This is a genomic window from Actinomadura vinacea (assembly GCF_039532545.1).
Classification (GTDB): Bacteria; Actinomycetota; Actinomycetes; order Streptosporangiales; family Streptosporangiaceae; genus Spirillospora; species Spirillospora vinacea.
In genome coordinates this window covers 294,243-319,684 of sequence record NZ_BAAARW010000026.1, presented here as the reverse complement: position 1 = coordinate 319,684, position 25,442 = coordinate 294,243, and the positions used below count along the sequence as shown (strand labels likewise).

General features: G+C 69.8%; 23 protein-coding genes. 13 read left to right on the top strand and 10 right to left on the bottom strand.

Annotated elements, in window-relative coordinates; genetic code table 11:
* Positions 1-190: 190 nt before the first annotated feature.
* Positions 191-793, bottom strand: coding sequence for an aminoacyl-tRNA deacylase (locus ABD340_RS34615; RefSeq protein WP_344594789.1), 603 nt, complete (start codon positions 791-793; stop codon positions 191-193).
* A gap of 363 nt (positions 794-1,156) precedes the next feature.
* On the opposite strand from ABD340_RS34615, the gene ABD340_RS34610 reads away from it, so the two are divergent.
* Together ABD340_RS34610 and ABD340_RS34605 are read left to right on the top strand one after the other, a co-directional pair.
* Positions 1,157-2,638 (top strand): CCA tRNA nucleotidyltransferase, encoded by a 1,482-nt coding sequence (locus ABD340_RS34610; RefSeq protein ID WP_425547500.1) that lies wholly within the window; start codon positions 1,157-1,159, stop codon positions 2,636-2,638.
* Positions 2,635-3,948, top strand: coding sequence for an adenosylmethionine--8-amino-7-oxononanoate transaminase (locus ABD340_RS34605; protein ID WP_344594787.1), 1,314 nt, complete (start codon positions 2,635-2,637; stop codon positions 3,946-3,948). Before ABD340_RS34610 ends, ABD340_RS34605 begins: the two co-directional genes overlap by 4 nt.
* On the opposite strand, the gene ABD340_RS34600 is transcribed toward ABD340_RS34605, so the two are convergent.
* The 4 genes from ABD340_RS34600 to ABD340_RS34585 form a co-directional block, all read right to left on the bottom strand.
* Entirely contained in the window at positions 3,945-5,189 is a 1,245-nt protein-coding gene (locus ABD340_RS34600; protein WP_344594786.1) for an MFS transporter, read from the bottom strand. The genes ABD340_RS34605 and ABD340_RS34600 overlap by 4 nt on opposite strands.
* A 143-nt stretch (positions 5,190-5,332) precedes the next feature.
* Positions 5,333-7,117, bottom strand: a complete 1,785-nt coding sequence (locus ABD340_RS34595; RefSeq protein WP_344594785.1) for an ABC transporter substrate-binding protein — start codon at positions 7,115-7,117, stop codon at positions 5,333-5,335.
* Positions 7,118-7,275: 158 nt separating this feature from the next.
* Positions 7,276-8,355 carry an inositol-3-phosphate synthase gene (locus ABD340_RS34590; protein WP_344594784.1) on the bottom strand — a complete coding sequence of 360 codons (1,080 nt, stop codon included), beginning with the start codon at positions 8,353-8,355 and terminating at the stop codon, positions 7,276-7,278.
* 46 nt (positions 8,356-8,401) lie between these two features.
* Positions 8,402-9,049, bottom strand: a complete 648-nt coding sequence (locus ABD340_RS34585; protein WP_344594782.1) for a PadR family transcriptional regulator — start codon at positions 9,047-9,049, stop codon at positions 8,402-8,404.
* A 784-nt stretch (positions 9,050-9,833) separates the two neighbouring features.
* On the opposite strand from ABD340_RS34585, the gene ABD340_RS34580 reads away from it, so the two are divergent.
* From ABD340_RS34580 to ABD340_RS34565, 4 genes are all read left to right on the top strand, one after another.
* Entirely contained in the window at positions 9,834-12,389 is a 2,556-nt protein-coding gene (locus tag ABD340_RS34580; RefSeq protein ID WP_344594780.1) for a transglycosylase domain-containing protein, read from the top strand.
* A gap of 519 nt (positions 12,390-12,908) precedes the next feature.
* Entirely contained in the window at positions 12,909-15,158 is a 2,250-nt protein-coding gene (locus ABD340_RS34575; protein WP_344594779.1) for a transglycosylase domain-containing protein, read from the top strand.
* A 123-nt stretch (positions 15,159-15,281) separates the two neighbouring features.
* A complete protein-coding gene (locus tag ABD340_RS34570; protein ID WP_344594777.1) occupies positions 15,282-16,826 on the top strand; it encodes a glycosyltransferase family 87 protein in 1,545 nt (514 codons plus the stop codon).
* A gap of 225 nt (positions 16,827-17,051) precedes the next feature.
* Entirely contained in the window at positions 17,052-17,990 is a 939-nt protein-coding gene (locus ABD340_RS34565) for a D-alanyl-D-alanine carboxypeptidase family protein (RefSeq protein ID WP_344594775.1), read from the top strand.
* Between the two features lie 128 nt (positions 17,991-18,118).
* On the opposite strand, the gene ABD340_RS34560 is transcribed toward ABD340_RS34565, so the two are convergent.
* Positions 18,119-19,051: a helix-turn-helix domain-containing protein gene (locus tag ABD340_RS34560; RefSeq protein ID WP_344594774.1), complete on the bottom strand. Its 933-nt coding sequence runs from the start codon at positions 19,049-19,051 to the stop codon at positions 18,119-18,121.
* Positions 19,052-19,285: 234 nt separating this feature from the next.
* On the opposite strand from ABD340_RS34560, the gene ABD340_RS34555 reads away from it, so the two are divergent.
* Positions 19,286-19,771, top strand: coding sequence for a barstar family protein (locus tag ABD340_RS34555; protein ID WP_344594773.1), 486 nt, complete (start codon positions 19,286-19,288; stop codon positions 19,769-19,771).
* A gap of 32 nt (positions 19,772-19,803) precedes the next feature.
* Here ABD340_RS34555 and ABD340_RS34550 read toward each other — a convergent pair whose 3' ends face one another.
* The 3 genes from ABD340_RS34550 to ABD340_RS34540 all read right to left on the bottom strand — a co-directional run bounded on the left by ABD340_RS34550 (position 19,804) and on the right by ABD340_RS34540 (position 21,504).
* Positions 19,804-20,190 (bottom strand): DUF4190 domain-containing protein, encoded by a 387-nt coding sequence (locus tag ABD340_RS34550; RefSeq protein WP_344594771.1) that lies wholly within the window; start codon positions 20,188-20,190, stop codon positions 19,804-19,806.
* Between the two features lie 208 nt (positions 20,191-20,398).
* Positions 20,399-21,169: a deoxyribonuclease IV gene (locus ABD340_RS34545; protein ID WP_344594770.1), complete on the bottom strand. Its 771-nt coding sequence runs from the start codon at positions 21,167-21,169 to the stop codon at positions 20,399-20,401.
* 29 nt (positions 21,170-21,198) lie between these two features.
* Positions 21,199-21,504 carry a hypothetical protein gene (locus ABD340_RS34540; RefSeq protein WP_344594768.1) on the bottom strand — a complete coding sequence of 102 codons (306 nt, stop codon included), beginning with the start codon at positions 21,502-21,504 and terminating at the stop codon, positions 21,199-21,201.
* 216 nt (positions 21,505-21,720) lie between these two features.
* Between ABD340_RS34540 and ABD340_RS34535 the strand changes: the two genes are divergently transcribed.
* The 6 genes from ABD340_RS34535 (at position 21,721) to ABD340_RS34510 (ending at position 25,248) form a co-directional block, all read left to right on the top strand.
* Positions 21,721-21,888 carry a hypothetical protein gene (locus ABD340_RS34535; RefSeq protein ID WP_344594767.1) on the top strand — a complete coding sequence of 56 codons (168 nt, stop codon included), beginning with the start codon at positions 21,721-21,723 and terminating at the stop codon, positions 21,886-21,888.
* 593 nt (positions 21,889-22,481) lie between these two features.
* A complete protein-coding gene (gene rpsF / locus ABD340_RS34530; protein WP_344594766.1) occupies positions 22,482-22,772 on the top strand; it encodes a 30S ribosomal protein S6 in 291 nt (96 codons plus the stop codon).
* A gap of 37 nt (positions 22,773-22,809) precedes the next feature.
* Positions 22,810-23,370, top strand: a complete 561-nt coding sequence (locus ABD340_RS34525) for a single-stranded DNA-binding protein (RefSeq protein ID WP_344594764.1) — start codon at positions 22,810-22,812, stop codon at positions 23,368-23,370.
* Positions 23,371-23,430: 60 nt separating this feature from the next.
* Entirely contained in the window at positions 23,431-23,667 is a 237-nt protein-coding gene (gene rpsR / locus ABD340_RS34520) for a 30S ribosomal protein S18 (protein WP_019631633.1), read from the top strand.
* A gap of 17 nt (positions 23,668-23,684) precedes the next feature.
* A complete protein-coding gene (gene rplI / locus ABD340_RS34515) occupies positions 23,685-24,131 on the top strand; it encodes a 50S ribosomal protein L9 (protein ID WP_344594762.1) in 447 nt (148 codons plus the stop codon).
* 403 nt (positions 24,132-24,534) lie between these two features.
* Positions 24,535-25,248 (top strand): peptidoglycan recognition protein family protein, encoded by a 714-nt coding sequence (locus tag ABD340_RS34510; protein WP_425547499.1) that lies wholly within the window; start codon positions 24,535-24,537, stop codon positions 25,246-25,248.
* Positions 25,249-25,250: 2 nt separating this feature from the next.
* Here the strand turns inward: ABD340_RS34510 and ABD340_RS34505 are convergent, their stop codons facing one another.
* Positions 25,251-25,439, bottom strand: coding sequence for a hypothetical protein (locus ABD340_RS34505; protein ID WP_197014510.1), 189 nt, complete (start codon positions 25,437-25,439; stop codon positions 25,251-25,253).
* Positions 25,440-25,442: the final 3 nt, after the last annotated feature.

Genomic DNA, 25,442 nt, shown 5'->3' with positions numbered 1-25,442 from the left:
CACGGGCTCGATCGTAGTCCCGGCGGCGGTGCCATAAGGCCGTACCGGCGGGCCGCAGCCCGGGATCGAGCCGGGTTCCGGCCGATCCGTCCGGTCCATCGGGCACCCCCAGAAGTTCGTGTGACGTCCCCGCGTGGCGTAACGCCGCGCCGCCTGTTCTCGTCCCACCCTGCCGGGTGGCATCTCACGTTTACATAAAGAGTTCCTGTTCGCCCTGTGTTGTACGCATCTCACCCAGGTGTTGGACGGGTTCGCGCGGAGCCGGAGCCGGAGCCGGGGCCTGCGGCCGCTCGGCGCGCCGCCCGCTGAGCCGGACGGGCCGGGCGCGGCTCAGCGCGTACAGGTCGAGGGCGCGGATCCCCAGCGCCGTCGACGCCTCACCCGTCGCGGTGTAGACGACCTCGTCCAGGGGGTGCGCGTCGACGATCGCCCGGTCGATCAGGACCGGCATGCTCTCGGGCAGCAGCAGCGGGCAGACCAGGTCCGCGGCGTACTCGGTGACGGCGTTGACCAGGTCCGCCCGGGCGGGGCGGATCAGCCGGGCGCCGACGGCGTGCCGCACCACCTCGGCGGGCGGGACCGTCCCGGCGGGCACGATCACGCCGACCAGGAAGCGCCGGCCGCGCTGGACGTCGTTGCAGGCCAGGACGCGGGTCACCAGGCACCGTTCCGTGGGCAGGCCGAGCGCCCTGGGCAGGTCGTCGGCACGGGCGATCGCGATCGGCAGCCGGACGATCTCGTGCTGCGTCTCGCGTTCGAGGAGCGCGCGGTGGATGGTGAGGGCGTCCTTCATGTCAGCTCCGTCCCGCGGGGATCCTCCCCGCAACCCCCCGTTTCCGGCATCGGTCCCCTGGACGGGCGGTCGCGAGGTCCCCGCCGGGCCGGCGAGAGCCCTCACATACCCCCAGTGCCCGTCTTCATCCATGGCGTAATACGGGCCGCGTGTGACGCGGTTTAGCGCGCCCCGGTGGTCCCCGCTACCGTTGACCGTCTGACGGGAGGCCTCACCGGCGGATCGCGCGGGGGCGTCATCGGGGTGTCCAGAACGTAACCCGGGGATCGCGCCATGTGAAGTGCTCTCTTACCTCTCTTTCGCAGGGACCTCCGGGACCGCCCCAAAGTCCTTTGTCAGCCGCTTCACAAGGAAATACGCTGGATGGCCGTGCCCAATCACCAAGTGACCCCAGACCCGACGCCGCTGCAGCAGCCACAGCGTGTCGCGATCGCCGAGCTGCTGCGCCAGGTCGCCCCCGTGGCGGACGAGCTCGGCGCCCGGTTCGAGGCCGCTGGTCACGAGCTGGCACTGGTCGGCGGCCCGGTCCGGGACGCGCTGCTGCGCCGTCCCGGCAAGGACGTCGACCTCACCACCGACGCGCCGCCCGAACAGGTCCTGGAGATCATCAAGGGCTGGGCCGACCACGTCTGGACGATCGGGATCGAGTTCGGCACCGTCGGCCTGCGCAAGGGCGACCACCAGCTGGAGATCACCACCTACCGCAGCGAGTCGTACGACCCGCGCTCCCGCAAGCCGGAGGTGCGGTACGGCACGTCGCTGAAGGAGGACCTGCGGCGCCGCGACTTCGCGGTGAACGCCATGGCCGCCCGGCTGCCCGGGCATGAGTTCGTCGACCCGTTCGGCGGCCTGACCGACCTGCGCGACAAGGTGCTGCGCACGCCGGGCCGTCCCGAGGACTCCTTCGGCGACGACCCGCTGCGGATGCTGCGCGCCGCCCGGTTCGCCTCCCAGCTCGGCTTCACCGTCGCGCCCGACGTCGTCGCCGCGATGAAGGACATGGCCGCCCGGATCGAGATCGTGTCGGCCGAGCGGATCCGCGACGAGCTGTCCAAGCTGGTCTGCGGCGAGCACCCGCGGCAGGGCCTGGCGCTGCTGGTCGACACCGGGCTGGCCGGGCACGTCCTGCCCGAGCTGCCCAAGCTCCGGCTGGAGATCGACGAGCACCACCGGCACAAGGACGTCTACGAGCACTCGCTGATCGTCCTGGAGCAGGCGATCGCCCAGGAGGAAGAGGGCCCGGACCTGGTGCTGCGGCTCGCGGCGCTGCTGCACGACATCGGCAAGCCCAAGACCCGGCGGTTCGAGGACGGCGGCCGCGTCTCCTTCCACCACCACGAGGTCGTCGGCGCCAAGATGACCCGCAAGCGCCTCACCGAGCTCCGCTACCCCAAGGACGTCATCGCGGACGTGTCCCGCCTGGTCGAGCTGCACCTGCGCTTCCACGGCTACGGCACCGGCGAGTGGACCGACTCGGCGGTGCGCCGCTACGTGCGCGACGCCGGCCCCCTGCTGGCCCGCCTGCACAAGCTCACCCGCGCCGACTGCACCACCCGCAACAAGCGCAAGGCCGACCGGCTGCGCCGCACCTACGACGACCTGGAGAAGCGGATCGAGCGGCTCGCCGAAGCGGAGGAGCTCGCCGCGATCCGTCCCGAGATCGACGGCAACGAGATCCAGGAGATCCTCGGCATCAAGCCCGGACCGCTGGTGGGCAAGGCCTACAAGTTCCTGCTCGACCTGCGCCTGGACCGCGGCCCGATCGGCAAGGACGCCGCCGCCGCGGAACTGCGCCGCTGGGGCCGGGAGCAAGGCGTCCTCCCCGGAGACGAGGCGGCCTCGTGATCGAGCTGACCCTGGGCCGGATGAGCCCGCGCGAGACCGAGCGGCTCCTCGCCTTCGACCGTGACCACATCTGGCACCCGTACGCGCCGATGCCCGCGACCGCGCCCGTCCAGCCCGTCGTGTCGGCGTCCGGCGTGCGGCTCACCCTCGCCGACGGCACCGAGCTGATCGACGGCATGTCGTCGTGGTGGGCCGCCGTGCACGGCTACGACCACCCCGTCCTGAACAAGGCCGTGACCGCGCAGCTCGGGAAGATGGCGCACGTGATGTTCGGCGGCCTCACCCACCCGCCCGCGGTGCGGCTGGCCGAACGGCTGGTCGAGCACTCCCCCGAGCCGCTGACCAAGGTGTTCTTCGCCGACTCCGGCTCGGTCGCGGTCGAGGTCGCGATCAAGATGGCGGTGCAGTACTGGCGGGCCCAGGGCCGGCCCGAACGGCACCGGCTGCTCACCGTCCGCGGCGGCTACCACGGCGACACCTTCGGCGACATGGCCGTCTGCGACCCCGTCAACGGCATGCACCACATGTTCACCGACCTGCTCGCCCGGCACGTGTTCGCGCCGCCGCCCCCGCTCGGCTACTCGGCCGACCCCGACGACGCCTACCTGGCCGAACTGGCCAAGCTGTGCGCCGCGCACGCGCACGAACTCGCCGGGATCATCGTCGAGCCGATCGTCCAGGGCGCCGGCGGCATGCGCTTCTACGCCCCCGAATACCTGCGCGCCCTCCGCGACCTGGCCGACGAGCACGACCTGCCGCTGATCCTCGACGAGATCGCCACCGGCTTCGGCCGCACCGGCGAGCTGTGGGGCTGCGACCACGCGGAGATCGCCCCCGACATCATGTGCCTCGGCAAGGCGCTCACCGGCGGCTACATGACGATGGCCGCGACCCTGTGCACCGACCGCATCGCCGAGACGATCTCCGCCGGCGAGGGCGGCGCGCTCATGCACGGCCCCACCTACATGGCCAACCCCCTGGCGGCATCGGTCGCGGCCGCCTCGATCGACCTGCTGCTGTCGCGCGACTGGCGGGACGAGGTCGACGCCATCGAGGCCGTCCTCACCGCCGGACTCGAAGGCACCCGGGAGCTTCCGGGAGTGGCCGACGCCCGCGTCCTGGGCGCGATCGGCGTGATCGAGGCACGCGAACCCGTCGACGTCACCGCCGTCCAGGAAATCGCCATGGACCACGGCGTCTGGCTGCGCCCCTTCGGCAAACTCGTCTACACGATGCCGCCGTACGTCTGCACCGAAGACGAGACGGGGCACATCGCCGACGCCATGTACGCCATCGCCGCGTCCCTCTAGGGCGCGCTTCGCGGATCTACGTCCTGTCGCGCGACCGCCGCTGACGCGCGCGACGACGCCACCCAGTAGACCAGAGCACCGATCCCGTACGCGGCGATCACGATCGCCAGCGTCGGGTACGAAACGCCGTCCAGCGGCAGCCACGCGGCCGCCAGCGCCGCCGCCGCCGCGAACGTGGCGTTGAAGAGCATGTCGTACACGGCGAACACCCGTCCCCGATAGGCGTCGTCGATCGACTCCTGCAGGATCGTGTCCACGCAGAGCTTCACGCCCTGCGACACCACGCCCAACCCGAACGCGCCCACCGCCCATGGCATCTCGGTGAACGGCGTCCCGAACACGAGCAGCAGCACCCCGCCCGACCCCAGCAGCCACGAAATCCACGCCTGCTTGCTGATCCGCCGTACCACCAACGGCGTGATCAGCGCCGCGGCGAAGAACCCCGCCCCCGAAACACCGAGCATCAACGCGAACGTCGCCAGCCCGTCCTCCGCGTTCTGATTGAACCGGTTGCGGCACAGCAGCAGCGTCATGATGAGGACGATCCCGTACAGGAACCGGTGGAACGAGATGGCCGCCAGCCCCAGCGCCGCCGGCCGCCGCCGCACGATATGCCGAGCACCGTCCACCAGACCGTGCAGGACGTTCCCCAGTTCCTCCCGCGTCCGCGCCGGCGCCTCCTCCAGATGAGGCCCCAGCACGAGTCGCGGCAACGACGTCGCGACCAATCCCGCCGACAAGAACAATCCGCCCGCGGCGACCAGAATCAGCGCCGTCCCCGAATTCCCCGCCCCGAACACCTGCCGCAACCCGTAACCCACACCCGCGCCCACGAATGCGATGACCGTCCCCGACGTCACCGCGAAAGCGTTCGCCGTCACCAGATGCTCACGCGGCACCACATGCGGGAGCCCCGCCGAGAGCGCCGCCAGAAAGAACCGGTTGACGCCCAGCACCATCAACACGCCGACGTAGAAGAACGCTCCGTCCTGCCCGGCCCCGACCAGCGCGGCGACCACGGCCACCAGCACCGCCCGCAGCACCGGCGTCCACACCAGGATCTGCCGCCGCTGCCACCGGTCGATGAACACCCCGGCGAACGGCCCCAGCGCCGAATAGGGCAGCAACGTCACCGCGAACGCCGCCGCCGCCTCCCCCGCCGAGGCCTGCCGCTCCGGCGAGAAGAACACATAACCCGCCAGCGCCACCTGGAAAACCCCATCGGTGAGCTGCGAAGTCAACCGCGTGGCGTACAGCCGCCGAAAATCCCGCCCCCGCAGAACGACAAGCAACCCACTATTCACGGACTCAACAGTATGTGGAGGGTCATGTGCGCTGGATCACGGCCGCCCCGCCTGGGGTCTGTGGTGGCTCCCCCAGGGGGTTATTGGGCCAGCCAAGCTTGGGTGTAGTCGTAACCCGCGGCCGTCGGTAGGAAGCGGGCGCCGCCTACCCGGGACGAGTGGAAGATGGGCTGGGCTCGGTTGAGGAGCGGGATGATGGCGGCGTCTTCCATGATCTTCTGGTCGGCGAGGCGCCAGTAGCCGGCCGCGTGCGCGGTGTCGGGGGCGGTCAGGGCGGCGTCGATGAGGCCGTTGACCTGGAAGTTGTCGTAGCCGCCGTAGTTGGTGGAGCCGGGGCCGTAGGCGCGGCCGTCGAAGAGGGGCTGGATGATGGAGCGGCCGTTGTTGCCGTACCAGTCGGGGGTCCAGCCGGGGGCGGCGATGTCCCAGGCGCCGTCGCGGGTCTTGTCGGTGGACGAGATCGTCTTGGCGTAGAAGGTGCCGCCGGCGTCCGGGGACAGTTCGGCCTTGACACCGCAGGCCGCCAGGTTGGCCTTGAGGGATTCGGCGATCAGCTTGTGGACGCTGTTGGTGCGGTACGGGAACTTCAGTTCCAGGCCGCCGGGGTGGCCGGCGTCGGCGAGCAGCCGGCGGCAGCGGGCGGGGTCGCCGGATTCGCCGGGGGTCGGGTACGGGTCGGCGGGGGCGTGGCCGGAGCTGCCGGGCGGGATGACGGTGTGCAGGGGGGCGGCGATGTCCGGACCGCCGACGATCTTGATGAGGGCGGTGCGGTCGACGGCGTACTGCATGGCCTGCCGGACGGCGCGGTCGCCCAAGGCGCCGTTGTTGTTCGGGCTGCGGGTGTTGAAGACCACGTAGGGGCTGTTGCCGGGCGTCTCGCGGATGGCGAAGCGGGGGTCGCGGGCGCGGCGCAGGCGGGGGATGGCCGAGGTCGGCACCGGGTGGTCCCAGGCGAGATCGGCGGTGCCCACTTCGAGTTGCTGCTGGACGGCCTGGGGCGAGTCCTGGCCCAGGGTGATCTGGATCCTGTCGACGTGCCCGCCGCGGAGGGGGTCGGTCTCGCGTTTCCAGGCGGGGTTGCGGCCGAGGGTGTAGGAGCCGCTGGGCCGGTACTCGGTGATCTGGTACGGCCCGTTGGAGACGGTGTGCTGCCGGAACTCGGCGCTGTCGGGGACGTACCGGTCGTATTCCTGCGGCGCGGCGGCGGTGAACTGGAGGGAGAGCAGGTTGAGGAAGTCGCTGGCGGGCTCCTTGAGCCGGAAGACCAGGGTGTGGTCGTCCTTGGCCTCGACGCCCTCGATGTCGTGGCCGTTCTGGTAGCCCGCGATGGCCTCGGCGCTCTTGGCGTCGACCTTTTCGAAACCGTCGCAGTAGCCGTCCATGCCTTCGAGGGTGGAGATGTAATAGCCCTTGCCGCTGGAGGGGGAGGCGGGGTTGCACAGCCGCTTGAAGCCGCGGACGAAGTCGGCCGCGGTGACGGGACGGGGCGGCTCGGTGTTCCAGTTGACGCCTTGGCGCAGCTTCACCGTGTACGTGCGGCCGTCCTTGCCGATGCCGCCGTTCTCCTTGGTGGGCAGTTCGGTGGCCATGTCGGCCTGCAGCGGGATGGTCTCGTTGAAGTCGTTGGACGCCTTGGTGCCGAAAAGGGTGCGGGCGAAGGAGCGGGTGAGGCCGTACGCGCCGACGCTGTTGGCGCTGGCGGTGTCGAGGTGCTCGATGTCGGAGGAGCCCACGACCCGGAGCGTCCCGCCCTCCCGGGGCGGGCCGGTGGGGACGCCGCTGGGGCCGCCGCCGGCCCCGCATCCGGCGAGGCCGAGTGCGAGTCCGGCAAAACCCGCCGTCATCCTGAGCGCCTCGCGTGCCATGCCTCTCCTCTGCTCAACCCTGACACTCACACACCATTACTGGCGGTGCCAGGTTAGAGCCAGAGCGTAACAACCACCTCAACATCGGCATTTTCCCTAGGGATGTAAAGACGCCCCGGCGGTGGAGGTCCACCGCCGGGGCGTCTTGGGAGCTCAGGTCAGCGCTCGACCTCGCCGCGGATGAACTTCTCCACGGCGTCCCGCGCGTCGTCGTCGCTGTACTGCTCGGGCGGCGACTTCATGAAGTAGGAGCTGGCCGACAGGATCGGGCCGCCGATGCCGCGGTCCTTGGCGATCTTGGCGGCGCGGACGGCGTCGATGATGACGCCGGCGGAGTTCGGGGAGTCCCAGACCTCCAGCTTGTACTCCAGGTTGAGCGGGGTGTCGCCGAAGGACCTGCCCTCCAGGCGGACGTAGGCCCACTTGCGGTCGTCCAGCCACGGCACGTGGTCGGACGGGCCGATGTGCACGTCGGCCTTGGCCATCTCGTGCGGGATCTGGGAGGTCACCGACTGCGTCTTGGAGATCTTCTTGGACTGCAGGCGCTTGCGCTCCAGCATGTTCATGAAGTCCATGTTGCCGCCGAAGTTGAGCTGGTAGGTGCGCAGCAGCTCGACCCCGCGGTCCTCGAACAGCCGGGCCATGACCCGGTGCGTGATGGTGGCGCCGACCTGCGACTTGATGTCGTCGCCGACGATCGGCACGCCCGCCTTGGTGAACTTCTCGGCCCACTCGGGGTCGGAGGCGATGAAGACCGGCAGGGCGTTGACGAAGCCGACGCCGGCGTCGATGGCGCACTGGGCGTAGAAGCGGTCGGCCTCCTCCGAGCCCACCGGCAGGTAGGACACCAGCACGTCGACCCGGGCGTCCTTGAGCGCCTGGACGACGTCGACCGGCCGCGCGCCGGACTCCTCGATGATCTCGCGGTAGTACTCGCCGAGGCCGTCGTAGGTGTGGCCGCGCTGGACGGTCACGCCGGTCGGCGGGACGTCGCAGATCTTGATGGTGTTGTTCTCGCTCGCGACGATGGCCTCGGACAGGTCCATGCCGACCTTCTTGGCGTCCACGTCGAAGGCGGCGACGAACTCCACGTCGCCGACGTGGTAGTCGCCGAACTGGACGTGCATGAGGCCCGGGACGCGTGTCTCCGGGTCGGCGTCCTTGTAATACTCGACGCCCTGGACGAGCGAAGCGGCGCAGTTGCCCACACCGACGATGGCGACGCGCACCGAACCCATCCGGTTGCTCCTTCTTCTGTGTCGGTCACCGTCCCGGCGGCCGCGGTCAGCGGTCCTGCTCGCCGGGGGTGTCCTGAGACTTGTTCGGGGTCTTGTCGGCACGGTCGGCCCTGGACTGTGCCTGTTCCTGCTCCTGCTCGGCCCGCTCGCGGCCGATCAGCTCGTTGAGCCAGCGGACCTCGCGCTCGACGGATTCGAGCCCGTGGTTCTGCAGTTCGAGGGTGTAGCTGTCGACCCGTTCGCGGGTGCGCGCCAGTGCGGCGCGCAGCCGGTCGAGCCGTTCCTCGAGCCGGCTGCGCCGGCCTTCGAGGATCCGCAGCCGCACGTCGGCGCGGGTGTGCGAGAAGAAGGCGAAGTGGACGCCGAACCCCTCGTCCTCCCAGGCCGCCGGGCCGGCCTCGGTGAGCAGCTGCTGGAGCCGCTCCTTGCCGTCCGCGGTGAGCTTGTAAACGATCTTCGAGCGGCGGCTCTGCAAGGCCAGGGCCGTGTTCGGCTCCTCGGGCCGGTCCTCGACGATGAGCCCCTTGGCGAGGAGCTGCTTGAGGCACGGGTAGAGGGAGCCGTAGGAGAAGGCGCGGAACATGCCCAGCAGGGCGTTGAGCCGTTTGCGCAGCTCGTAGCCGTGCATGGGGGACTCGTGGAGCAGGCCGAGGACGGCGAGCTCGAGCACTCCCGCACCCTTCCTGCCTCCCATGCCTTCTCCACTTCCGCGGAACCGGTGCCCCGCTCGATGTGCCGGGCCGACGTATCGGCCCGATGTGTTTCCTTGATGTATCGAGCCAATGTATCGACCCGATACATCGACAAGATACGTAGAGTGCCGATTCCTCGCAAGTCCCCGGGGAACGTCAGTGAAACCGGCCCCGCCGAGCCGTGCGGGGCGCCACACTTGATGTGATTTGGCCCATGGCTCTACGGCGCGACCCCGGCCATGGGCGCGGACGTGACTCCGCATGCGACTCCGCACGTGACAGAGCCCGTGACTCGGCGTGTGGGGGTGACCTGTGCGCTTGCGGTCAACCCGTGCAAATGCGGAGAATTCAGGGTCTAGGTGGCCGAAGTGTGTCAAGGTTGCCGCTAGGAACCACCTAGACAGTGTCGTACGTCCTCGGCCACGACGACGCTTCCCGCCCCCCGGCGGGGACGTCATGGCGGCCCCGCAGCCGGCGGGGTCTACCACGGGGCGGGGGAGAGTGTCGGCCTTGCACGGCGGTCTCCCGCTCACCCGCCTGCCAGTACTCTTCGGACGACGCACCAGCCGTTAACCCCGTTGATGAGGTCGCGTGAGTAATCCAAGCCAGCCCCGACCGGAACCCAGGTCGATGCGGCCGGGCGGGCAGAGCACCCCCCGTTCCGGCAGACCCGCCCGCAACCGGGCGGGAGTTTCCACAGGCATGGCCCAGCCGGGCCGGCCCTCGGCGCGCCGCGCCGCGGGCGGCCCGCCAGGTCCGGGCCGTCCAGGCGGCCCCCGAGGTGGAATGCCGGGCGGTCCGCGCGGCGGTGCGCCCGGCGGGCCCCGCGGCGGCGGCGCCCCAGGAGGTCCACGTGGCGGTGCCCCGGGAGGCGGCGGCGGACGCCGCGGTCCCGGCGGACCTGCCGGTCCCGGTGGACCGGGCGGGCCAGGCGGTCGCGGCGGTGGTCGCGGTGGCGGCGGCCCCCAGGGTTTTTGGGACGGCGCCGGCGATGAAGGCGGCAAGGGCCCCGGCCGCCGGCGGCGCGGCGGCGACGGCACCGGTTCGGGCAAGGAGCGCACCGGCTGGCGCCGGTACGTCCCCAACTGGAAGATCGTCACCGGTGTGCTGGCCCTCGGCTTCTTCGCCTTCCTCACCCTGATCGGCGTCGCGTACGCGCAGACCCCGGTGCCGACCGGCAACGAGGACGCCAAGAAGACGGCCGCGATCTTCTTCTACGCCGACGGCAAGACGGAGATCGGGCGGCTCGGCAAGAACCGCGAGATAGTCAAACTGGACAAGGTGCCCCCGCACGTCCGGGAGGCCGTGATCGCGGCGGAGAACCGCAGCTTCTGGACCGACAGCGGGTTCTCGCCCAAGGGCCTGTCCCGCGCGGTGTTCGTCAACCTCAAGGGCGGCTCCACCCAGGGCGGTTCGACGATCACCCAGCAGCTGGCGAAGAACTACTACCTGACGGACGAGCGGACGATGAGCCGCAAGTTCAAGGAGATGTTCATCTCGCTCAAGCTCGAGGACAAGCTGGGCAGCAAGGAGAAGATCCTCGAGCAGTACCTCAACACCATCTACTTCGGCCGCAACGCCTACGGCATCCAGTCCGCGTCCAGGGCCTTCTACGGCAAGCCCGTGGGGAGCCTGAACCCGGGCGAGGGCGCCCTGCTCGCTGCGATCATCCAGCAGCCGGGCCGGTTCGACCCGGCCAGCGATGACCCCGATCTGGTCAAGCAGACCCAGGCGCGCTACCAGTACGTGCTGGAGGGGATGCGCAAGACCGGCAAGATCAGCGAGGCCGACTACGCCAAGTACTTCAACACCCTGCCCAAGACCAAGGAGCTGGGCGGGTACGAGACCTTCGGCGGCCAGCGCGGCTACATGATCAAGCGGGCCATGAAGGAGCTGGGACGCCAGGGCATCCCCGAGGAGCAGGTCCTCAACAACGGTCTGCGGATCACCACGACCTTCGACTTCAACAAGATGGCCGCCGCCAAGAAGGCGGTGACGGACACCATCCCGGGCGACGAGGCCGCGCTGCTCAAGAAGAAGAACATCCGCGTTGGGCTCGCCTCGGTCAACACCCAGAACGGCGAGGTCCAGGCCATCTACGGCGGGCCCGACTATCTGAAACAGACCTTCGACAACGTCTGGGCGGGCTCGGCGCAGGCCGGGTCGGCGATGAAGCCCTACGTGCTGGCCTCGGCACTCCAGAAGGGCTACAGCCTCAAGAGCCAGGTCGACGGGCGTTCCGGTGTGTCCTTCGACGGCACCGGCAAGGTCGTGCCCAACGGCACTCCGGGCGCGCTCGCACCGATCCGCAACAGCCACAACGCACCCGGGGGCATCGACCTCCTCAAGGCGACCAAGGAGTCGTCCAACACCGGCTTCGTGCAACTGGCGCTGAAGGTCGGCGTGCCCACCGTCGCAGGGAACGTCGAGAAGATGGGCGTCGCCTCCGACATGGTGGAGCCGTACAAGCAACAGGCCGGTCTCGCCCTGGGCATCAACGACATCCGCCCGATCGAGCAGGCGGCGGCGTACGCGGTCTTCGCCAACGGCGGCACCTATTACCAGCCGCACGTGGTGAAGGAGGTTCGCAACAAGGAGGGCACGGCCAAGTTCAAGGAACTGGACTGGGCGGAGACGAAGAACGTCTTCCCGTCCACGGTGACCCGTGACGTCACCTACGCCCTGCAGGGGGTCGTGTCGCAGGGCGGCACGGCGCCGTCGGCCAAGCTCGCGGACCGGCCGGTCGCCGGCAAGACCGGTACGACCGAGAAGAACGTGGCGACCTGGTTCGTCGGCTACATCCCGAAGATCTCCACCTCGGTGACGCTGTTCAACGACAAGAAGAAGACGCTGGCCCTGGACGGTCAGTCCGAGATCTCCGGTGGTGGCCTCACCGCCAAGACCTGGAACGCCTACATGACGAGGGCGACCAACGGCATGCCGCCCGAGCAGTTCCAGCCGCCGGCGTGGGGCGGCGCGCAGCAGCAGTGGGCTACGCCGCCCAAGCCGAAGCAGACCAAGAAGCCGAAGGAAGAAGAGGACAAGCGCCCGGAGTTCTGTAACGACCCTCGGTTCAAGGACCACCCGCGGTGCAAGGACCAGAACCAGCCGGACCCGGAGCCCAGCGGCGACCTGCCGCCCTGCACGTCGCCGGTGATCCAGACCGGCTGCGACCCGAACAAGCCGCCGGAACCCAACCCGCAGGACGACAGCTGGTGGTGCGAGTCGCACCAGCAGGACCCGCGCTGCCGTGACGAGGGCAAGGACGACGACCCCAACGACCCCAACCCGGGGCCCGGTTGGCCGCAGCAACAGCAAGCCGTCCGGATAGAGGACGACTAAGGAGGCTCGGAGGGCCCCGAATGGCTCGAAGAGTCGACACGGGACCTGGACGGCACTGAGGTGACCGTGTGACGATCCGGCGGCGGCCGGTCTCGCCCCTCGTGGGCGGGGCCGGCCGCCGTTCTTTGTGCCCGACATCCCGGACGAACGGCTGATATCACGTTAAGCGTGTTAAACCCGTGCGACACGCCGGTCCGCTCGCCTGAAGTGGTTCATGGAGTCACCCGGTGACCCCCGCCGCCGCTACCTGCGCGTTACCCTCGGACGACGCACAGCCGTACTCCAGGGGTGAGGTCGCGCGTGAGTTACCCAGGCCAGTTCGGGCGACATGCCCAGGAAGACCCGGGCGCAAGTGACCCCATCAGCGGTGGGGCCGCGGGCCGCGGCAGGCACGCGTCCGCGGGCCACAGCACGCTCCCGGAGCAGTTCGGCGGTGGCGGCGACGGCTTTGGCGGAGGCGGTGGCGGCCGCGGCCGACGGCGCAGGGCCCGTCGCGCCCGGACCGGCCGGCGGCGGTACGTGCCGTCCTGGAAGACCGTCGCCGCGGTCACCGGCCTGCTGATCCTCGGCGCCGCCACCCTCTTCGGCGTCGCCTACGCCAACACCCCGATCCCGAGCGAGGCGCAGGCGGAGGCCGTCGCCCAGGAGTCGGTCATCTACTACCGGGACGGCAAGACGCCCATCGCGCGGATCGGCATGCACCGCGAGAGCGTCCCGATCAGCCGGATCCCGCCCGTCGTCCGGCACGCGGTGCTGGCCGCCGAGGACCGCAACTTCGAGAGCGAGCACGGTGTCTCGCCCACCGGCGTCGCCCGCGCCCTGTTCAAGACCGCTACCGGCGGCGACGTGCAGGGCGGCTCCACCATCACCCAGCAGCTGGCCCGCAACTACTACCAGGGCCTCAGCCGGGATCGCACGGTCAGCCGCAAGCTCAAGGAGATCCTGATCTCGATCCGGCTCGACGGCGAACGCGAGAAGGACGAGATCCTCGGGCTCTACCTCAACACGGTGAGCTTCGGCCGCCAGGCGTACGGCATCCAGGCCGCCGCCCGCGCGTACTTCCACAAGGACGTCCGCCGGCTCACGGCGAGCGAGGCGGCGATGCTGGCCGCGCTGATCCAGCGGCCCGGCTACTTCGTCACCACCGGCCCCGACACCCAGCCGCAGAAGAAGGCCTTGATCGACCGCTGGAACTACGTCCTGAACGGCATGGTCGAGGAGGGCTGGCTGTCGCGCGACGAACGGTCCAGGCAGACCTTCCCCACCACCAAGCGCAACTGGAGCGACGTCCCCGACACCTCCCAGGCCGGCTACCTCAGGGAGCGGGTGCTGAAGGAGCTGAAGCAGCTCGGCGTCTCCGAGGAGATGCTGGAGACCGGCGGGCTGCGCATCACCACCACGTTCGACAAGAAGCTCCAGGACCACACCGCCACGCTCGTCAAGCAGATGCGGCAGGAGAAGAACCTGGACTCGGACGTGCACTTCGGGCTGGCCGCCGTGGACCCGAAGACGGGCGGGGTCGTGGCCGCGTACGGGGGGCCGTCCTTCAGCAAGCAGCAGTTCGACGACTCCTTCGACGGCAAGGTCCAGCCGGGATCGTCGTTCAAGCCGATCGTGCTGGCCACCGCGCTCGACCAGGGCATCAGCCTGCGCACCAGGCTGGACGGCGCGTACGAGCGGACGATCAACGGCGCCACCTTCACCAACGACGCCCGCAGCGAGAACGGCGTCTACGACCTCACCCAGATGACCGAGATGTCGATCAACACCGCGTATGTGGATCTCGGCCAGAAGGTCGGCCTGGAGAACGTGGCGGAGATGGCGAAGAAGATGGGCATCCCTGCCGGTACCAAGGATCTGGACTCCGAGTTCACCAGCCTGCCGCTCGGCACCGTGTCGGTCAGCCCGGTCACCATGGCGTCGGTGTACTCCACGTTCGCGGCCGAGGGCAGGCACTCCCCCACGCACGTGATCAGCCAGGTCACCGACAGGGACGGCGACCCGGTGCGGACGGAGCTCGGCAAGACCGTCAAGAAGGTGCCGAACAAGGCCGACGAGGTGTTCTCGCCGGAGGTCGCCAGGGACGCCACCGCGGCGATGCAGGCGGTGGTCCGCTCGGGCACCGGCACCCGGGCGAGCCTGGGTGCCCGTCCGGTCGCCGGCAAGACGGGGACGACGGAGGAGAACAAGTCGGCGTGGTTCGTCGGGTACACCCCGCAGCTGTCCACGTCGGTCGCGATGTGGCGCCAGGGCGAGGACGGCGGCCTGAAGTCCCTGCAGGGCATCGGCGGCTACGACCAGATCTACGGCGGCACGGTCCCCGCGGACCTCTTCCAGCGGTTCATGAACCAGGCGTTGGAGGGGGAGCCGATGGAGCAGTTCGGCCCGCCCGGGAACGTCGGGACGGTGGCGCCCTGGGCCGTGCCGAAGCCCGAGCCGTCGCCGACCGAGCCGCCGTCGCCGACGCCCGATCCGTCGTGCACCCCGGGGGTTCCGACGCCGGGACTGCCGGGGCAGCCAGGGCAGCCCGACGGCGATCCGTGCGTTCCCGGGGCGCCCGGGCCCACGCCCGGCGTTCCGCCGACGGGGCCGACGGGGCCGCCGGGTGGCGGCGGCGTGCCGTGCGACCGCTTCGGCATGCCGCTCGGCTGCGACCCGAACACGCCGCCCAGCGATCCGCCGCCCACGTGGTGGTGCGACCGCAACCCGGGCCATCCGCAGTGCGCTCCGGGCGGCTACCCCGGCAGGCCCCGCGCGGGGACCGACTGACGCCGGCGCCGGGCGTCGCGGAGCGTGAGCGACATTACCGGGTGTAGCGGACGGCCTGCCAAATTTCACCGTCGTGCCGGTCGGAGCGTTCGCCGGGTTGCGGACGCCCAATAGTCTGCTGCCATGTCGTCGTCCTCCGCCGATTCCGGGCCCGCTCCCGATGCCGGATCCGCTGCCGACCAGGGGATCGCCCCTGCCGACGGGACCGCTGCCGACCCTGACGGGCTCACGATGTCCGATGCCGACGCCGATGACGCCGTCCCGGGCAAAGGGGACGAGGAGCGGGACGAACACGGGCGGCTGGCACGCATGGCGCCGCTGCTGACGGGACTGACCGCGCTGACGGCCGTGCTCGGCTGGGTGCAGAAGCAGCCGTGCGCGTCCACCTCGTTCGACTTCATCAAGACGACGACCCGCGCCTGCTACACCGACATCTATCCGCTCTACTACGTGCGCGGATTGAACGAGAACAAGGTCCCCTACTTCGACACCTTCAACGGCGGCGACATCCACTACGTCGAGTACCCGGTGTTGAGCGGTGCCTTGATGCACGTGGTGAACGCGCTGGTTCAGCCGTTCGGCGAAGACTCCCGCGGCATGGCCTTCTTCAACGTCACCGCGTTGCTGGTCGGGCTGCTCGCCGTGGTGACGGTCCTGGCCACCGCTTATGTGGCCGGGAAGCGTTCACTGCGGGTCGGCCTGATGGTGGCCTTGTCTCCGGCGCTGCTGCTGACCGCGTACATCAACTGGGACCTGCTCGCGGTCGGACTGTCCGCACTGGCCGTGTTCGCCTGGGCGAGCCGGCGTCCGACATGGGCCGGGGTACTGCTCGGCTTGGCGATCGCGGCGAAGTTCTACCCGCTGCTCTTCCTCGGCCCGCTCGTCCTGCTGTGCATCAGGGCGGGACAGTGGCGCGCCATGGGACGCCTTCTCGCCGGTACGGCAGGCGCCTGGCTGGCCGTGAACCTCCCCGTCATGCTCTTCGCATGGGACGGGTGGATCGAGTTCTACAGGTTCAGCCAGGAGCGGGGCGTCGACTGGGGATCCATCTTCTTCTTCCTGCAGGACCGTGGCCTTTCCGGACTGGACGACACCGAGAAGCTCAACCTGCTCGGCACCGGGACGTTCCTCGTCCTCGCCCTGGGCATCGCCGTACTCACCCTGGCCGCACCGCGCCGCCCGCGCCTGCCCCAGTTGCTGTTCCTGGTGCTCGTCGCCTTCATGCTCCCCAACAAGGTCTGGTCGCCGCAGTACGTGCTGTGGTTGCTGCCACTGGTCGCCTTGGCACGCCCCAAGCTGCCCGCGTTCATCGTGTGGCAGATCGGCGAGATCCTGTATTTCTTCGGGATCTGGTGGTACCTGCTGTCGGTCACGCTCCGCGTGGAGGGCACCAACCTGTCGGGCCTCATTTCCACGCTGATGGGCTTCGAGCTACCGGCGGAAGGCATCGACCAGAACGCGTACTCCGTGGCCCTGCTGGCACGCTTCCTGACGGTGGCCATGCTTGCGATCCTGGTCGTGTGGGACATCTTGCGCCCGTCCGATGACATCGTCCGGAAGGACGGCGTGGACGACCCGGCCGGGGGCGTACTCGACAACGCGCCTGACGTGCTCTCCCTGGGAACGCTGCGGAAAAGGCGGCACGCCGCTTCTCCCGCGACAGCCTGAAGCCGCTCGCGTCCGGTCAGCGCTCCTCGTCCCGCAGGACGGAGGAGCCCTCGGACGTCGGCTGGTGAGGATGTTCCCCGCTCCGGCGTACCGGCGGACGTCCCCGAGCAGTGGGCGGCCGGGCAGCGCCGGAGCCGGCCGCGACCTTCTCCGAAGGGCGGCGCCAGGTCAAGATCTCGCCATGCGGGGATCGATCATCGGGCGGGTTGGGTAGATCACCGGACCATGCGGATCACTTTCGTCACCGCGGTAGCTCTGACCTGCGTCATCACGCTGGTCTCACCGGTCTCCAACGCATCCGGCGCACCCCGCGTGCGCGCGCCCGCGCCCGCGTCCGTCGGACAGCCCGTTGCCACTCCCGCGGGCACGACCGGGGCGCTGCCGGGCCCCGCCGGAGCCGGCGCGGCATCAGCGCCGAAGGCCGTCCAGGCCCGCTCCGCCTACCTCACCGACGGCCGGACGGGCCGCACCCTCTGGGCCAGGCGCCCCCACGACCGCCGCGCCATCGGCAGCATCACCAAGGTCATGACCGCCGTCGTCGTGCTCCGCTCCGGCAGCCTCGACCGCACGATCACCATCCGGCCGCGCCACCTGGCCTACGCCGCCCGGCGCAACGGCTCCACGGCCCGGCTGCGCGCAGGCGACCGGCTCACGACCCGCGAACTGCTGAACGCCCTGCTGCTGCCGTCCGGCTGCGACGCCGCCGCGGCCCTCGCCGACACCTACGGCCCGGGCCCGAGCCGCTTCGTCCGCAAGATGAACGCCACCGCCCGTGCCCTCGGCCTCACCCGAACCCGCTACGACGACCCCGCCGGCCTGCCGCCGACCCCAGGGCACTCCACCGCGCGCGACCAGGTCAAGCTCGGACGGTACGCGATGCGCTTCAGCGCCTTCCGCCAGGTCGTCCGGCGCAAACAGCACATGCTGCCCGCCGACCACCGCCACCAGCGGTACGTGTGGCACAGCACCAACCAGCTCCTCGGCACGTACCCGGGCATGATCGGCATCAAGAGCGGCTACACCTCCGCCGCGGGGTACAGCCTCCTCTTCGCCGCCCGCCGCAAGGGCCGCACCCTGTTCGGGATCGTCCTCGACAGCTCCCGCACCCAGCGCCAGGCCCGCTTCTCCGACGCCGCCCGAGTCCTCGACTGGGGCTTCCGTTGACCCGCGCCGCCGACGGGCACGGCCCCGGCCGCGAGCGCGGCCGGGGCCGATTCCGTCCCCTGGGCGTGTCTTATGGATCTACGTTCTGTTGCGCCCGCTCACGACGGACAAGACCCATACGACACGCCCTACGAATGGGCCCGCAGCGCGGCGATGAACCACTCGAACACCGGCGTCAGGGTCGGCGGCATGGCCGGCCAGCCGTTGATCGTTCCGAGGAGCTGCCAGTAACGCTCCGCGCGCCGGTCGTTGCCGGCCTCCATCCGCTCCAGCAGCCAGCCCCTGAACTCCGCGCCGTCCGTACGGCCGTACGCCGCGGCATAGGCGGCCGCGACGGCGTCGACGACCGGACCGGCCGCGGCCGACTCGGGAGCGATGCCCCCGGTGTGCGCGGCCTCCACCCGCTCCCGCGTGATCTCGATGAGCTCGGCGTATCCCGCCTCCTCCGGCTGAGCCGGCTGGGCGGCCTGGTACTCGATCATCTGCCGGATCCGCGCCTTGAAACCGGCGTCCTGGACCAGCTCGGCGAGCTCCACCCAGGCGTCCACCTGCTCGGGCGAGGGATCGTCGGGCAGCTCCGGCATGGCCGAGCGCAGCTTGGCCTCGAACGCCGGATCGGCGTCCAGGCCCGCGTAGGCCTGGTCGATGAAGTCGGTGATGATGCGCCGGCGCTCCTCGTCGGAGAGCTTGGCGAGCTTGTGCATGAGTTCCATCTCCTCGGGACTGGATCCGCGCTTGGCCACCGCCCGCATGACCGCCCTGCGCAGCCGCAGCGTGCTGATCTGGACGTCCAGCGCCTCGGCGTGCGCCGCGGCGACCTCCGGCACCGTGATCTCGCGCGCCAGAACGCGCTGGACCGTCGCCAGATCCACGCCCAGCTCGCGCAGCGTGCGCACCAGATCGAGGCGCGCCACGGCGGTCACGTCGTACAGCCGGTAGCCGGTGTCGGTGCGATCGGTCGGCGGCACCACGCCCGCGTCGGAGTAGAACCGGATCGTCCGCACCGGCAGGCCGGTCCGGCGGGCCAGTTCGCCGATCGTGTAGAGGGTGTCGCCGTCCATGTCCTTCACCTTCCGGCCTCCAGTCGGTGGAGACTCAAGCCCTTTTGTCCCGGGGTATCCGCGACGGGACGCGCAGGGCCCCACCTGGATGCGCGGCCAGGGCTTGACCTGGGCGGAGAATATGCGGTGCGGGATCCCGACCGCCCGTCCACCGCATGATCGCTCGCGGGACGGGCAGGAGACCCCGCCAACGGCGAAAGGATCGGCGAACCGATCCGTACCGGAGGTGAGACGGTGCCGGGAGATGACGTGGGCGAGAACCGCGCGCTGACCGACCTGATCGAGGGACGGCTGAAGCCGGGCGTCTACCAGTGGCGGGCCCCCGCGGCCCCGGGGGCGGGCGTCGCCGGGGCCGACTGGCCGGCCCGGGCGGAGGAGAAAGGGTGGCGGACCTTCTACCTGAACGGCCGCCGCGCACGCGACAAGGACGCTTTCCTACAACTCGTCGCGGAGGTGTTCCACTTCCCCGAATGGTACGGCGGCAACTGGGACGCGTTCGAGGACTGCCTCCGGGACCTGTCCTGGGCGCCCACCGGACGCGGCTACCTCGTCCTGTACGAGGCGTGGGCGGAACTGGCCGAGGCCGACCAGCGCGCGTTCCGCACGGCGCTCGACGTCTTCTCCGGCGCCGTCACGGCCTGGCAGGACACCGCCACCCCCATGACCGTGCTGCTGTCGAGCATCGGCGTGGAGGTGGCGGGCGTCCCCAAACTCGGCTGAAGCCGCCGCACATCCCAGGAGCACAGGCCGGATCAGTAGGTGGTGCCGCCGCTCTCGTTGAGGCTCCAGATCGCGGCCCCGTAAATGCCGACGATCACGATCCAGTAGATCAGCCCGATGAGGGCGAAGATGTAACCCAGCACCAGGCCGGCGACGGCCATTCCGCCGCCCTGCTCGCCCGTCCGCCGGATCTGGCTCTGCGCCACATGCCCGAAGATGATCGCGCCGACCGAGAAGAGAATGCCGCCGCAGGTGACGACCCCGATGATGCCGAGCACCATCGACGTGATCGCCATGCCGTTGTTGCGCGGCGCGACCGGGGGGCCGCCGCCGTAGTAGTGATGCTGAACCGGGACGGGCTGCTGGTAGGGGTCGAAATGCCCGTAACCGCCGTACGGGTCGTAAGGGGGTTGTGCCATTGACTTCCCGATCGTTCGGCGCCCGCCCGTCGCATGGTCTCGCGCGCGTGCGCTGCGGCTGAGGTGTGTTCCGGATTATGCCAGTGTGCTACCGACTGTGCTTTGTCGTGCTGCCGAAGTTAGATGCCGCGACCGTGCCCCAGGTTCCGGGTGAACGACGGGAAAATGCGGTGACCGTTCGCAATCCGCGGTGAACGCCCCGCGTCGATCAGGTCAGCTTGGACCTCAGCCAGGCGATGTCGGCGGCCTGCCCGTCCCCGGGCGTCTCCACGATCACCGGCGCGCCCGCCGCCCGCACGACGCCGAGGATCAGATCGGGATCGATCGTGCCCGCGCCCAGGTTCGCGTGCCGGTCGGCGCCGGAACCGAACGCGTCCCGGCTGTCGTTGCAGTGCACCAGGTCGATCCGGCCGGTGATCGCCTTGATCCGGTCGACGGCGTCGATCAGCTCCTCGCCGGCGGCGTGCGCGTGGCAGGTGTCCAGGCAGAAGCCGAGCTTGGACTCCAGCCCGGCCACGCCGGAGAGGACCTCCCACAGCCGGGCGATCCGCTCGAACCTGCGCGCCATCGCGTTGCCGCCGCCCGCGGTGTTCTCGATGAAGACCGGGATCGGACATTCAATCCGTTCAAAGACCTTCCGCCAGTTCTCGAACCCGGACTCGGGGTCGTCGTCCTTCAAGACGTGACCGCCGTGGACGATCAGCGCCTTGGCCCCGATCGAGGCCGCGGCCTCCAACTGCTGCTCCAGGATCTTGCGGCTCGGGATCCGGATCCGGTTGTTGGAGGTCGCCACGTTGACCGTGTACGGCGCGTGCACGAACACGTCCACGTCGGACTCCTGGACGGTGCGCGCCCCCTCGGGGATCACCGGCTTCTTCCAGCCCTGCGGATCCCCCAGGAAGAACTGCACGACGTCGGCCTCGCGAGCGCGGGCGTGCTCCAGCGGGTCGGTCTGGTCGACGTGGGCTCCGATGCGCATGCCTCCGAGGGTATCCGCATCGGATCCGGTCAGATGGAGAAGCCGCCGTGGCTGAGCGCGAAGGCGGCCCCGACGAACGAAGCCACCATGCCGACGACGTTCAGCCAGCGCTCGCCGGTCGTCGCCGACACCAGCTGGGAGTAGAGCGAGAGCGGAAGCCCGATCACCCCCGCCAGGGCGCCGAAGAAGTGGGTGGCGGGGATGAACCCCAGCACCAGGGCGAGCAGCCCGAGGGTGATCGACGCGACCGCGAGGGAGTTCTCCACGGGGTGGCGCTCGCCGTCGGTGTTGAGGGTAAGGACCGGCCGCTTCTTCCCGGCTGCCTCCTGGGACATCGGGACACCTCCTGCGGGTCGCTGCCATCGGGACGCACCGTCCCGCACGGGCGGCATGGCCGCACGTCGTAGAAGGATGCCCAGGCGAACGAGTGATCATTCGGCCACGGCCGCCCGGAATTTGTCGGAGGCACCCGGTACCGTCGAACATGGATTCGAGAACGTCGGTCCCGATCCGTCCCGAGGGGAAGCGGGGCGAGTCAGGAGGTGCTTGAGTTGAGGCAGAGTGAACTCGCGGTCATCGGCGACGCGGAGCTCGTGGAAGAGCTGTCGCTGCTGACGACCCAGACCGCCCGCATGCGCGCCCGCATGGCCGACATCATGGCCGAGCTGGAACGCCGCCGCTGCGCCGCAAGAGCGGCCGCCGCACCGGGCGGACGCTAGGGCGTGCTTTGTGGATCTACGTTCTGTTGCGCGACGCCCAGGCACGCACCTCGCCGCGTTGCCGTCGGTCGACAGCCGCTCCTGCGCCTTGCGACACGAACAAGACCCGCAGAACACGGCCTTGGGCGTGCTCCGCGACCCCACGTCCCGCGGGTGCAGCGCCACAGACCACGCAACGGCCCGCGCCGTCTCCCAAGGGAGCCCACGGCCCGCGCCGTCTCCCAAGGGAGCCCACGGCTCGCGAGGCGCACCGCCGGGCGGACCGTCCGACCGACTGACGAGGAGCGATGCCATGAGAAGCGTCCCCGGTGAGATCACTTCGGTGACCAAGGGTTTGCGGTGGTGCTTACAAAACAGGCAAACCGGAAAACGTGCGTCCGGCCGGCCCGTCACGGCGAGCCCGGACGGCCGTCCGGGCGCCCGTCCACCCCCCGGAACCGGCTTTTACGCTGCCGACTCTTGGTAGCCTGTATCGGTCTCGCGGCCGGTGCACGGCCACCCTGGCCGGTGCCGCGCGGCCCCGAGAGACGCAACAGCCCTCCTGTCACGGAGAGACCGTGACCGCACCAGTCCAGAGGAGGTAGGGACACAGCATGCGTCGTTACGAACTCATGGCCATTCTCGACCCCGCCATCGACGAGCGCACCGCAACCGCTTCGCTCGACCCGTTCCTGAAGGTCGTCAAGGACGGCGGCGGCACCGTCGAGAAGGTCGACGTCTGGGGCCGCAGGCGCCTCGCCTACGAGATCCAGAAGAAGTCCGAAGGCATCTACGCGGTGGTCGACCTCTCGGCCGAGCCTGCCACGGTCAAGGAGCTCGACCGGCAGCTCAACCTGAGCGAGTCGATCCTCCGCACGAAGGTCATCCGCCCCGAGGTCCACTGAGCCAGGCTCAGGCCCTCACACCAGCCGGAGCGAGCCCATGGCAGGCGACACCGTAATCACGATCGTCGGGAACCTCGTGGAGGACCCGAACCTACGTTTCACCACGAGCGGCCAGGCGGTCGCCTCCTTCCGCATCGCCTCGACCCCGCGGTACTTCGACCGCCAGTCGGGTGAGTGGAAGGACCGCGAGGCGCTCTTCCTGACCTGCAACGTCTGGCGGCAGGCGGCCGAGAACGTGGCCGAGACCCTGCAGCGCGGCATGCGCGTGATCGTGCAGGGCCGCCTCCAGCAGCGCTCGTACGAGACCCAGCAGGGTGAGAAGCGGACCGTCTTCGAGATCGAGGTCGAAGAGGTCGGTCCCTCGCTGCGCAACGCCACCGCCAAGGTCAACAAGACCCAGCGGCAGGGCGGTGGCGGCTTCGGCGGTGGCGGCGGTGGCGGCTTCGGCGGCCAGCAGGACGGTCCCGGCGGCGGTGGCGGCGGTTTCGGCGGCGGCCAGCAGGGCGGCCCCGGCGGCGGCGCCCCGCCCAACGACCCCTGGGCCACCGGCGGCTCCGGCGGCGGTGGTGGCGGATACTCCGACGACCCGCCGTTCTAGGCGACCACACCAACACAGTCCATTCCCGCGTGAGCGGGGCTCTCATAAAGGAGCACCACGATGGCGAAGCCACCTCCCCGCAAGCCCAAGAAGAAGGTTTGCGTTTTCTGCCAGGAGAAGATCTCCTACGTCGACTACAAGGACACCGGTCTGCTGCGGAAGTTCATCTCCGACCGCGGCAAGATCCGGGCGCGCCGGGTGACCGGCAACTGCACCCAGCACCAGCGGGACGTCGCCACGGCGATCAAGAACGCTCGTGAGATGGCGCTGCTGCCGTACACCAGCACCGCGCGCTGAGAGGGGGACCGAAGACCATGAAGCTCATCCTCACTCAGCAGGTCTCCGGGCTCGGTGAGCCCGGCGACGTGATCGAGGTCCGCGACGGCTACGGCCGCAACTACCTCGTCCCCCGCGGGTTCGCGATCAAGTGGACCCGCGGCGCGGAACGCCAGATCGAGTCGATCAAGAAGGCGCGTTCGGCCCGCGAGATCGCGACGGTCGAGCACGCCAAGGAGGTCGCCGGTGTGCTGCAGGCGCTGAAGGTGACCCTGCGCACCCGCACCGGCAGCAACGGCCGGCTGTTCGGCGCGGTCACCGCCGCCGACATCGCCGAGGCCGTCAAGGCCGCCGACGGCCCCGACCTCGACCGCCGCCGCATCGAGATCGGCAACCCGATCAAGACCGTCGGCACCCACCGGGTCAGCATCCGGCTGCACTCGGACGTCAACGCCACCATCGACGTCGACGTCGTCGAGGCCTAAAGCCCCAGCACGGCCCAGGCGATCCCCGAGGGATCGCCTGGGCCGTCGGCGTTCCACAGCGTCGACCGCCAAACCTCAGCCCGCCAGGCCGGCGCAGAACCGCTCCTACATGGCCACCAACGCCGTCTCCCAAGGCCGAACGGCTCCTTCGTTCCATGCAGCCGCGGCACGGTGGGCCCAGCGTCCTGCAGCGCGGCCATTTGCGTCGTCATCGCGACGTTGGGCGGGCCTTCTGGCGTGCGAGGACGGGGTCGGTGCCTGTCAGCGTGATCGAGAGTGGGGGCTTGGTTTTGGTGGGGGTGGGCGGGGTTTCATGTGAAACGCCTGTGAAACGCCCTGTCTTTGGATCATGCACCGACCTGTGATTACCGTCCTTACGGAGATGATCAAGGGAGGGGGCGGTGTGTCCACGCATCCGTATGGTCGGCTCACCCGCCGGGGCCTGGCGGGAATGGTCGGATTGGGGCTCCTTGATCTGCTCGTGGCCGACGAGGTCGCCGCGGAGAGCGGCCCGTCGCCGCGCGTCCACACCCGCGCGGACTGGAAGGCGGCGTCTCCGCGCAGGCCCGCCAAGGTGCTGAAACAGGCGCCCGACCGCATCGTCGTACATCACACCGCCACCGCGAACTCCAAGGACTACTCGGTCTCCCACGCCTACCGGCTGTCCCGGCAGATACAGAAATTCCATATGCGCACCCGAGGGTGGGACGACACCGGCCAGCAGCTCACCATCAGCCGGGGCGGCCATGTCATGGAAGGACGCAATCGAAGCCTTTCCGCCATTCGCGGCGGCAGGCTCGTGCAAGGCGCCCAGGCGCTGCACCACAACACCCACACCATCGGGATCGAGAACGAGGGGAACTACGGCAGGGCGGCCGTGCCCGGGAAGCTGTGGGCCTCCCTGGTGGGGACGTGCGCCTGGCTCTGCACGGAGTATCGCCTGGATCCGATCCGCGCCATCGTGGGACACCGGGACCTCGTGACCACCGACTGTCCGGGCGACGTCCTCTACGCACGGCTCCCCGAGCTGCGCGCCGCCGTCGCAGCGCGCCTGGCACTGGACCTCTCGGACGACGAGGAGTCCGAGGCCGAGAGGGCCGCCGCCAGGCTTGGATGAGCTCAGGACTCCAGAGTGGTGTAGCGCGTACGGCGGCGGGCGATCTCCGGGTCGATCCCCTCGACCAGGGACCAGATGCCCGCGACCCGTTCGACCAGGGTCTCCGGCGGCAACCCGGCCAGCCCCTCGGCCGCCAGGTCGTCGATCGCCTGTGTGAGGCGGGCCATCCGCTCGCCGTGTGTGGAACACATGTT

Excerpts from the sequence above, each read along its gene's own strand:
- ABD340_RS34615 (WP_344594789.1), bottom strand. The coding sequence starts at position 793 with ATGAAGGACGCCCTCACCATCCACCGCGCGCTCCTCGAACGCGAGACG.
- ABD340_RS34610 (WP_425547500.1), top strand. The coding sequence starts at position 1,157 with ATGGCCGTGCCCAATCACCAAGTGACCCCAGACCCGACGCCGCTGCAG.
- ABD340_RS34595 (WP_344594785.1), bottom strand. The coding sequence starts at position 7,117 with ATGGCACGCGAGGCGCTCAGGATGACGGCGGGTTTTGCCGGACTCGCA.
- ABD340_RS34590 (WP_344594784.1), bottom strand. The coding sequence starts at position 8,355 with ATGGGTTCGGTGCGCGTCGCCATCGTCGGTGTGGGCAACTGCGCCGCT.
- ABD340_RS34585 (WP_344594782.1), bottom strand. The coding sequence starts at position 9,049 with ATGGGAGGCAGGAAGGGTGCGGGAGTGCTCGAGCTCGCCGTCCTCGGC.
- ABD340_RS34580 (WP_344594780.1), top strand. The coding sequence starts at position 9,834 with ATGCCGGGCGGTCCGCGCGGCGGTGCGCCCGGCGGGCCCCGCGGCGGC.
- ABD340_RS34570 (WP_344594777.1), top strand. The coding sequence starts at position 15,282 with ATGTCGTCGTCCTCCGCCGATTCCGGGCCCGCTCCCGATGCCGGATCC.
- ABD340_RS34565 (WP_344594775.1), top strand. The coding sequence starts at position 17,052 with ATGCGGATCACTTTCGTCACCGCGGTAGCTCTGACCTGCGTCATCACG.
- ABD340_RS34560 (WP_344594774.1), bottom strand. The coding sequence starts at position 19,051 with ATGGACGGCGACACCCTCTACACGATCGGCGAACTGGCCCGCCGGACC.
- ABD340_RS34550 (WP_344594771.1), bottom strand. The coding sequence starts at position 20,190 with ATGGCACAACCCCCTTACGACCCGTACGGCGGTTACGGGCATTTCGAC.
- ABD340_RS34545 (WP_344594770.1), bottom strand. The coding sequence starts at position 21,169 with ATGCGCATCGGAGCCCACGTCGACCAGACCGACCCGCTGGAGCACGCC.
- ABD340_RS34540 (WP_344594768.1), bottom strand. The coding sequence starts at position 21,504 with ATGTCCCAGGAGGCAGCCGGGAAGAAGCGGCCGGTCCTTACCCTCAAC.
- rpsF (WP_344594766.1), top strand. The coding sequence starts at position 22,482 with ATGCGTCGTTACGAACTCATGGCCATTCTCGACCCCGCCATCGACGAG.
- ABD340_RS34525 (WP_344594764.1), top strand. The coding sequence starts at position 22,810 with ATGGCAGGCGACACCGTAATCACGATCGTCGGGAACCTCGTGGAGGAC.
- rpsR (WP_019631633.1), top strand. The coding sequence starts at position 23,431 with ATGGCGAAGCCACCTCCCCGCAAGCCCAAGAAGAAGGTTTGCGTTTTC.
- rplI (WP_344594762.1), top strand. The coding sequence starts at position 23,685 with ATGAAGCTCATCCTCACTCAGCAGGTCTCCGGGCTCGGTGAGCCCGGC.
- ABD340_RS34505 (WP_197014510.1), bottom strand. The coding sequence starts at position 25,439 with ATGTGTTCCACACACGGCGAGCGGATGGCCCGCCTCACACAGGCGATC.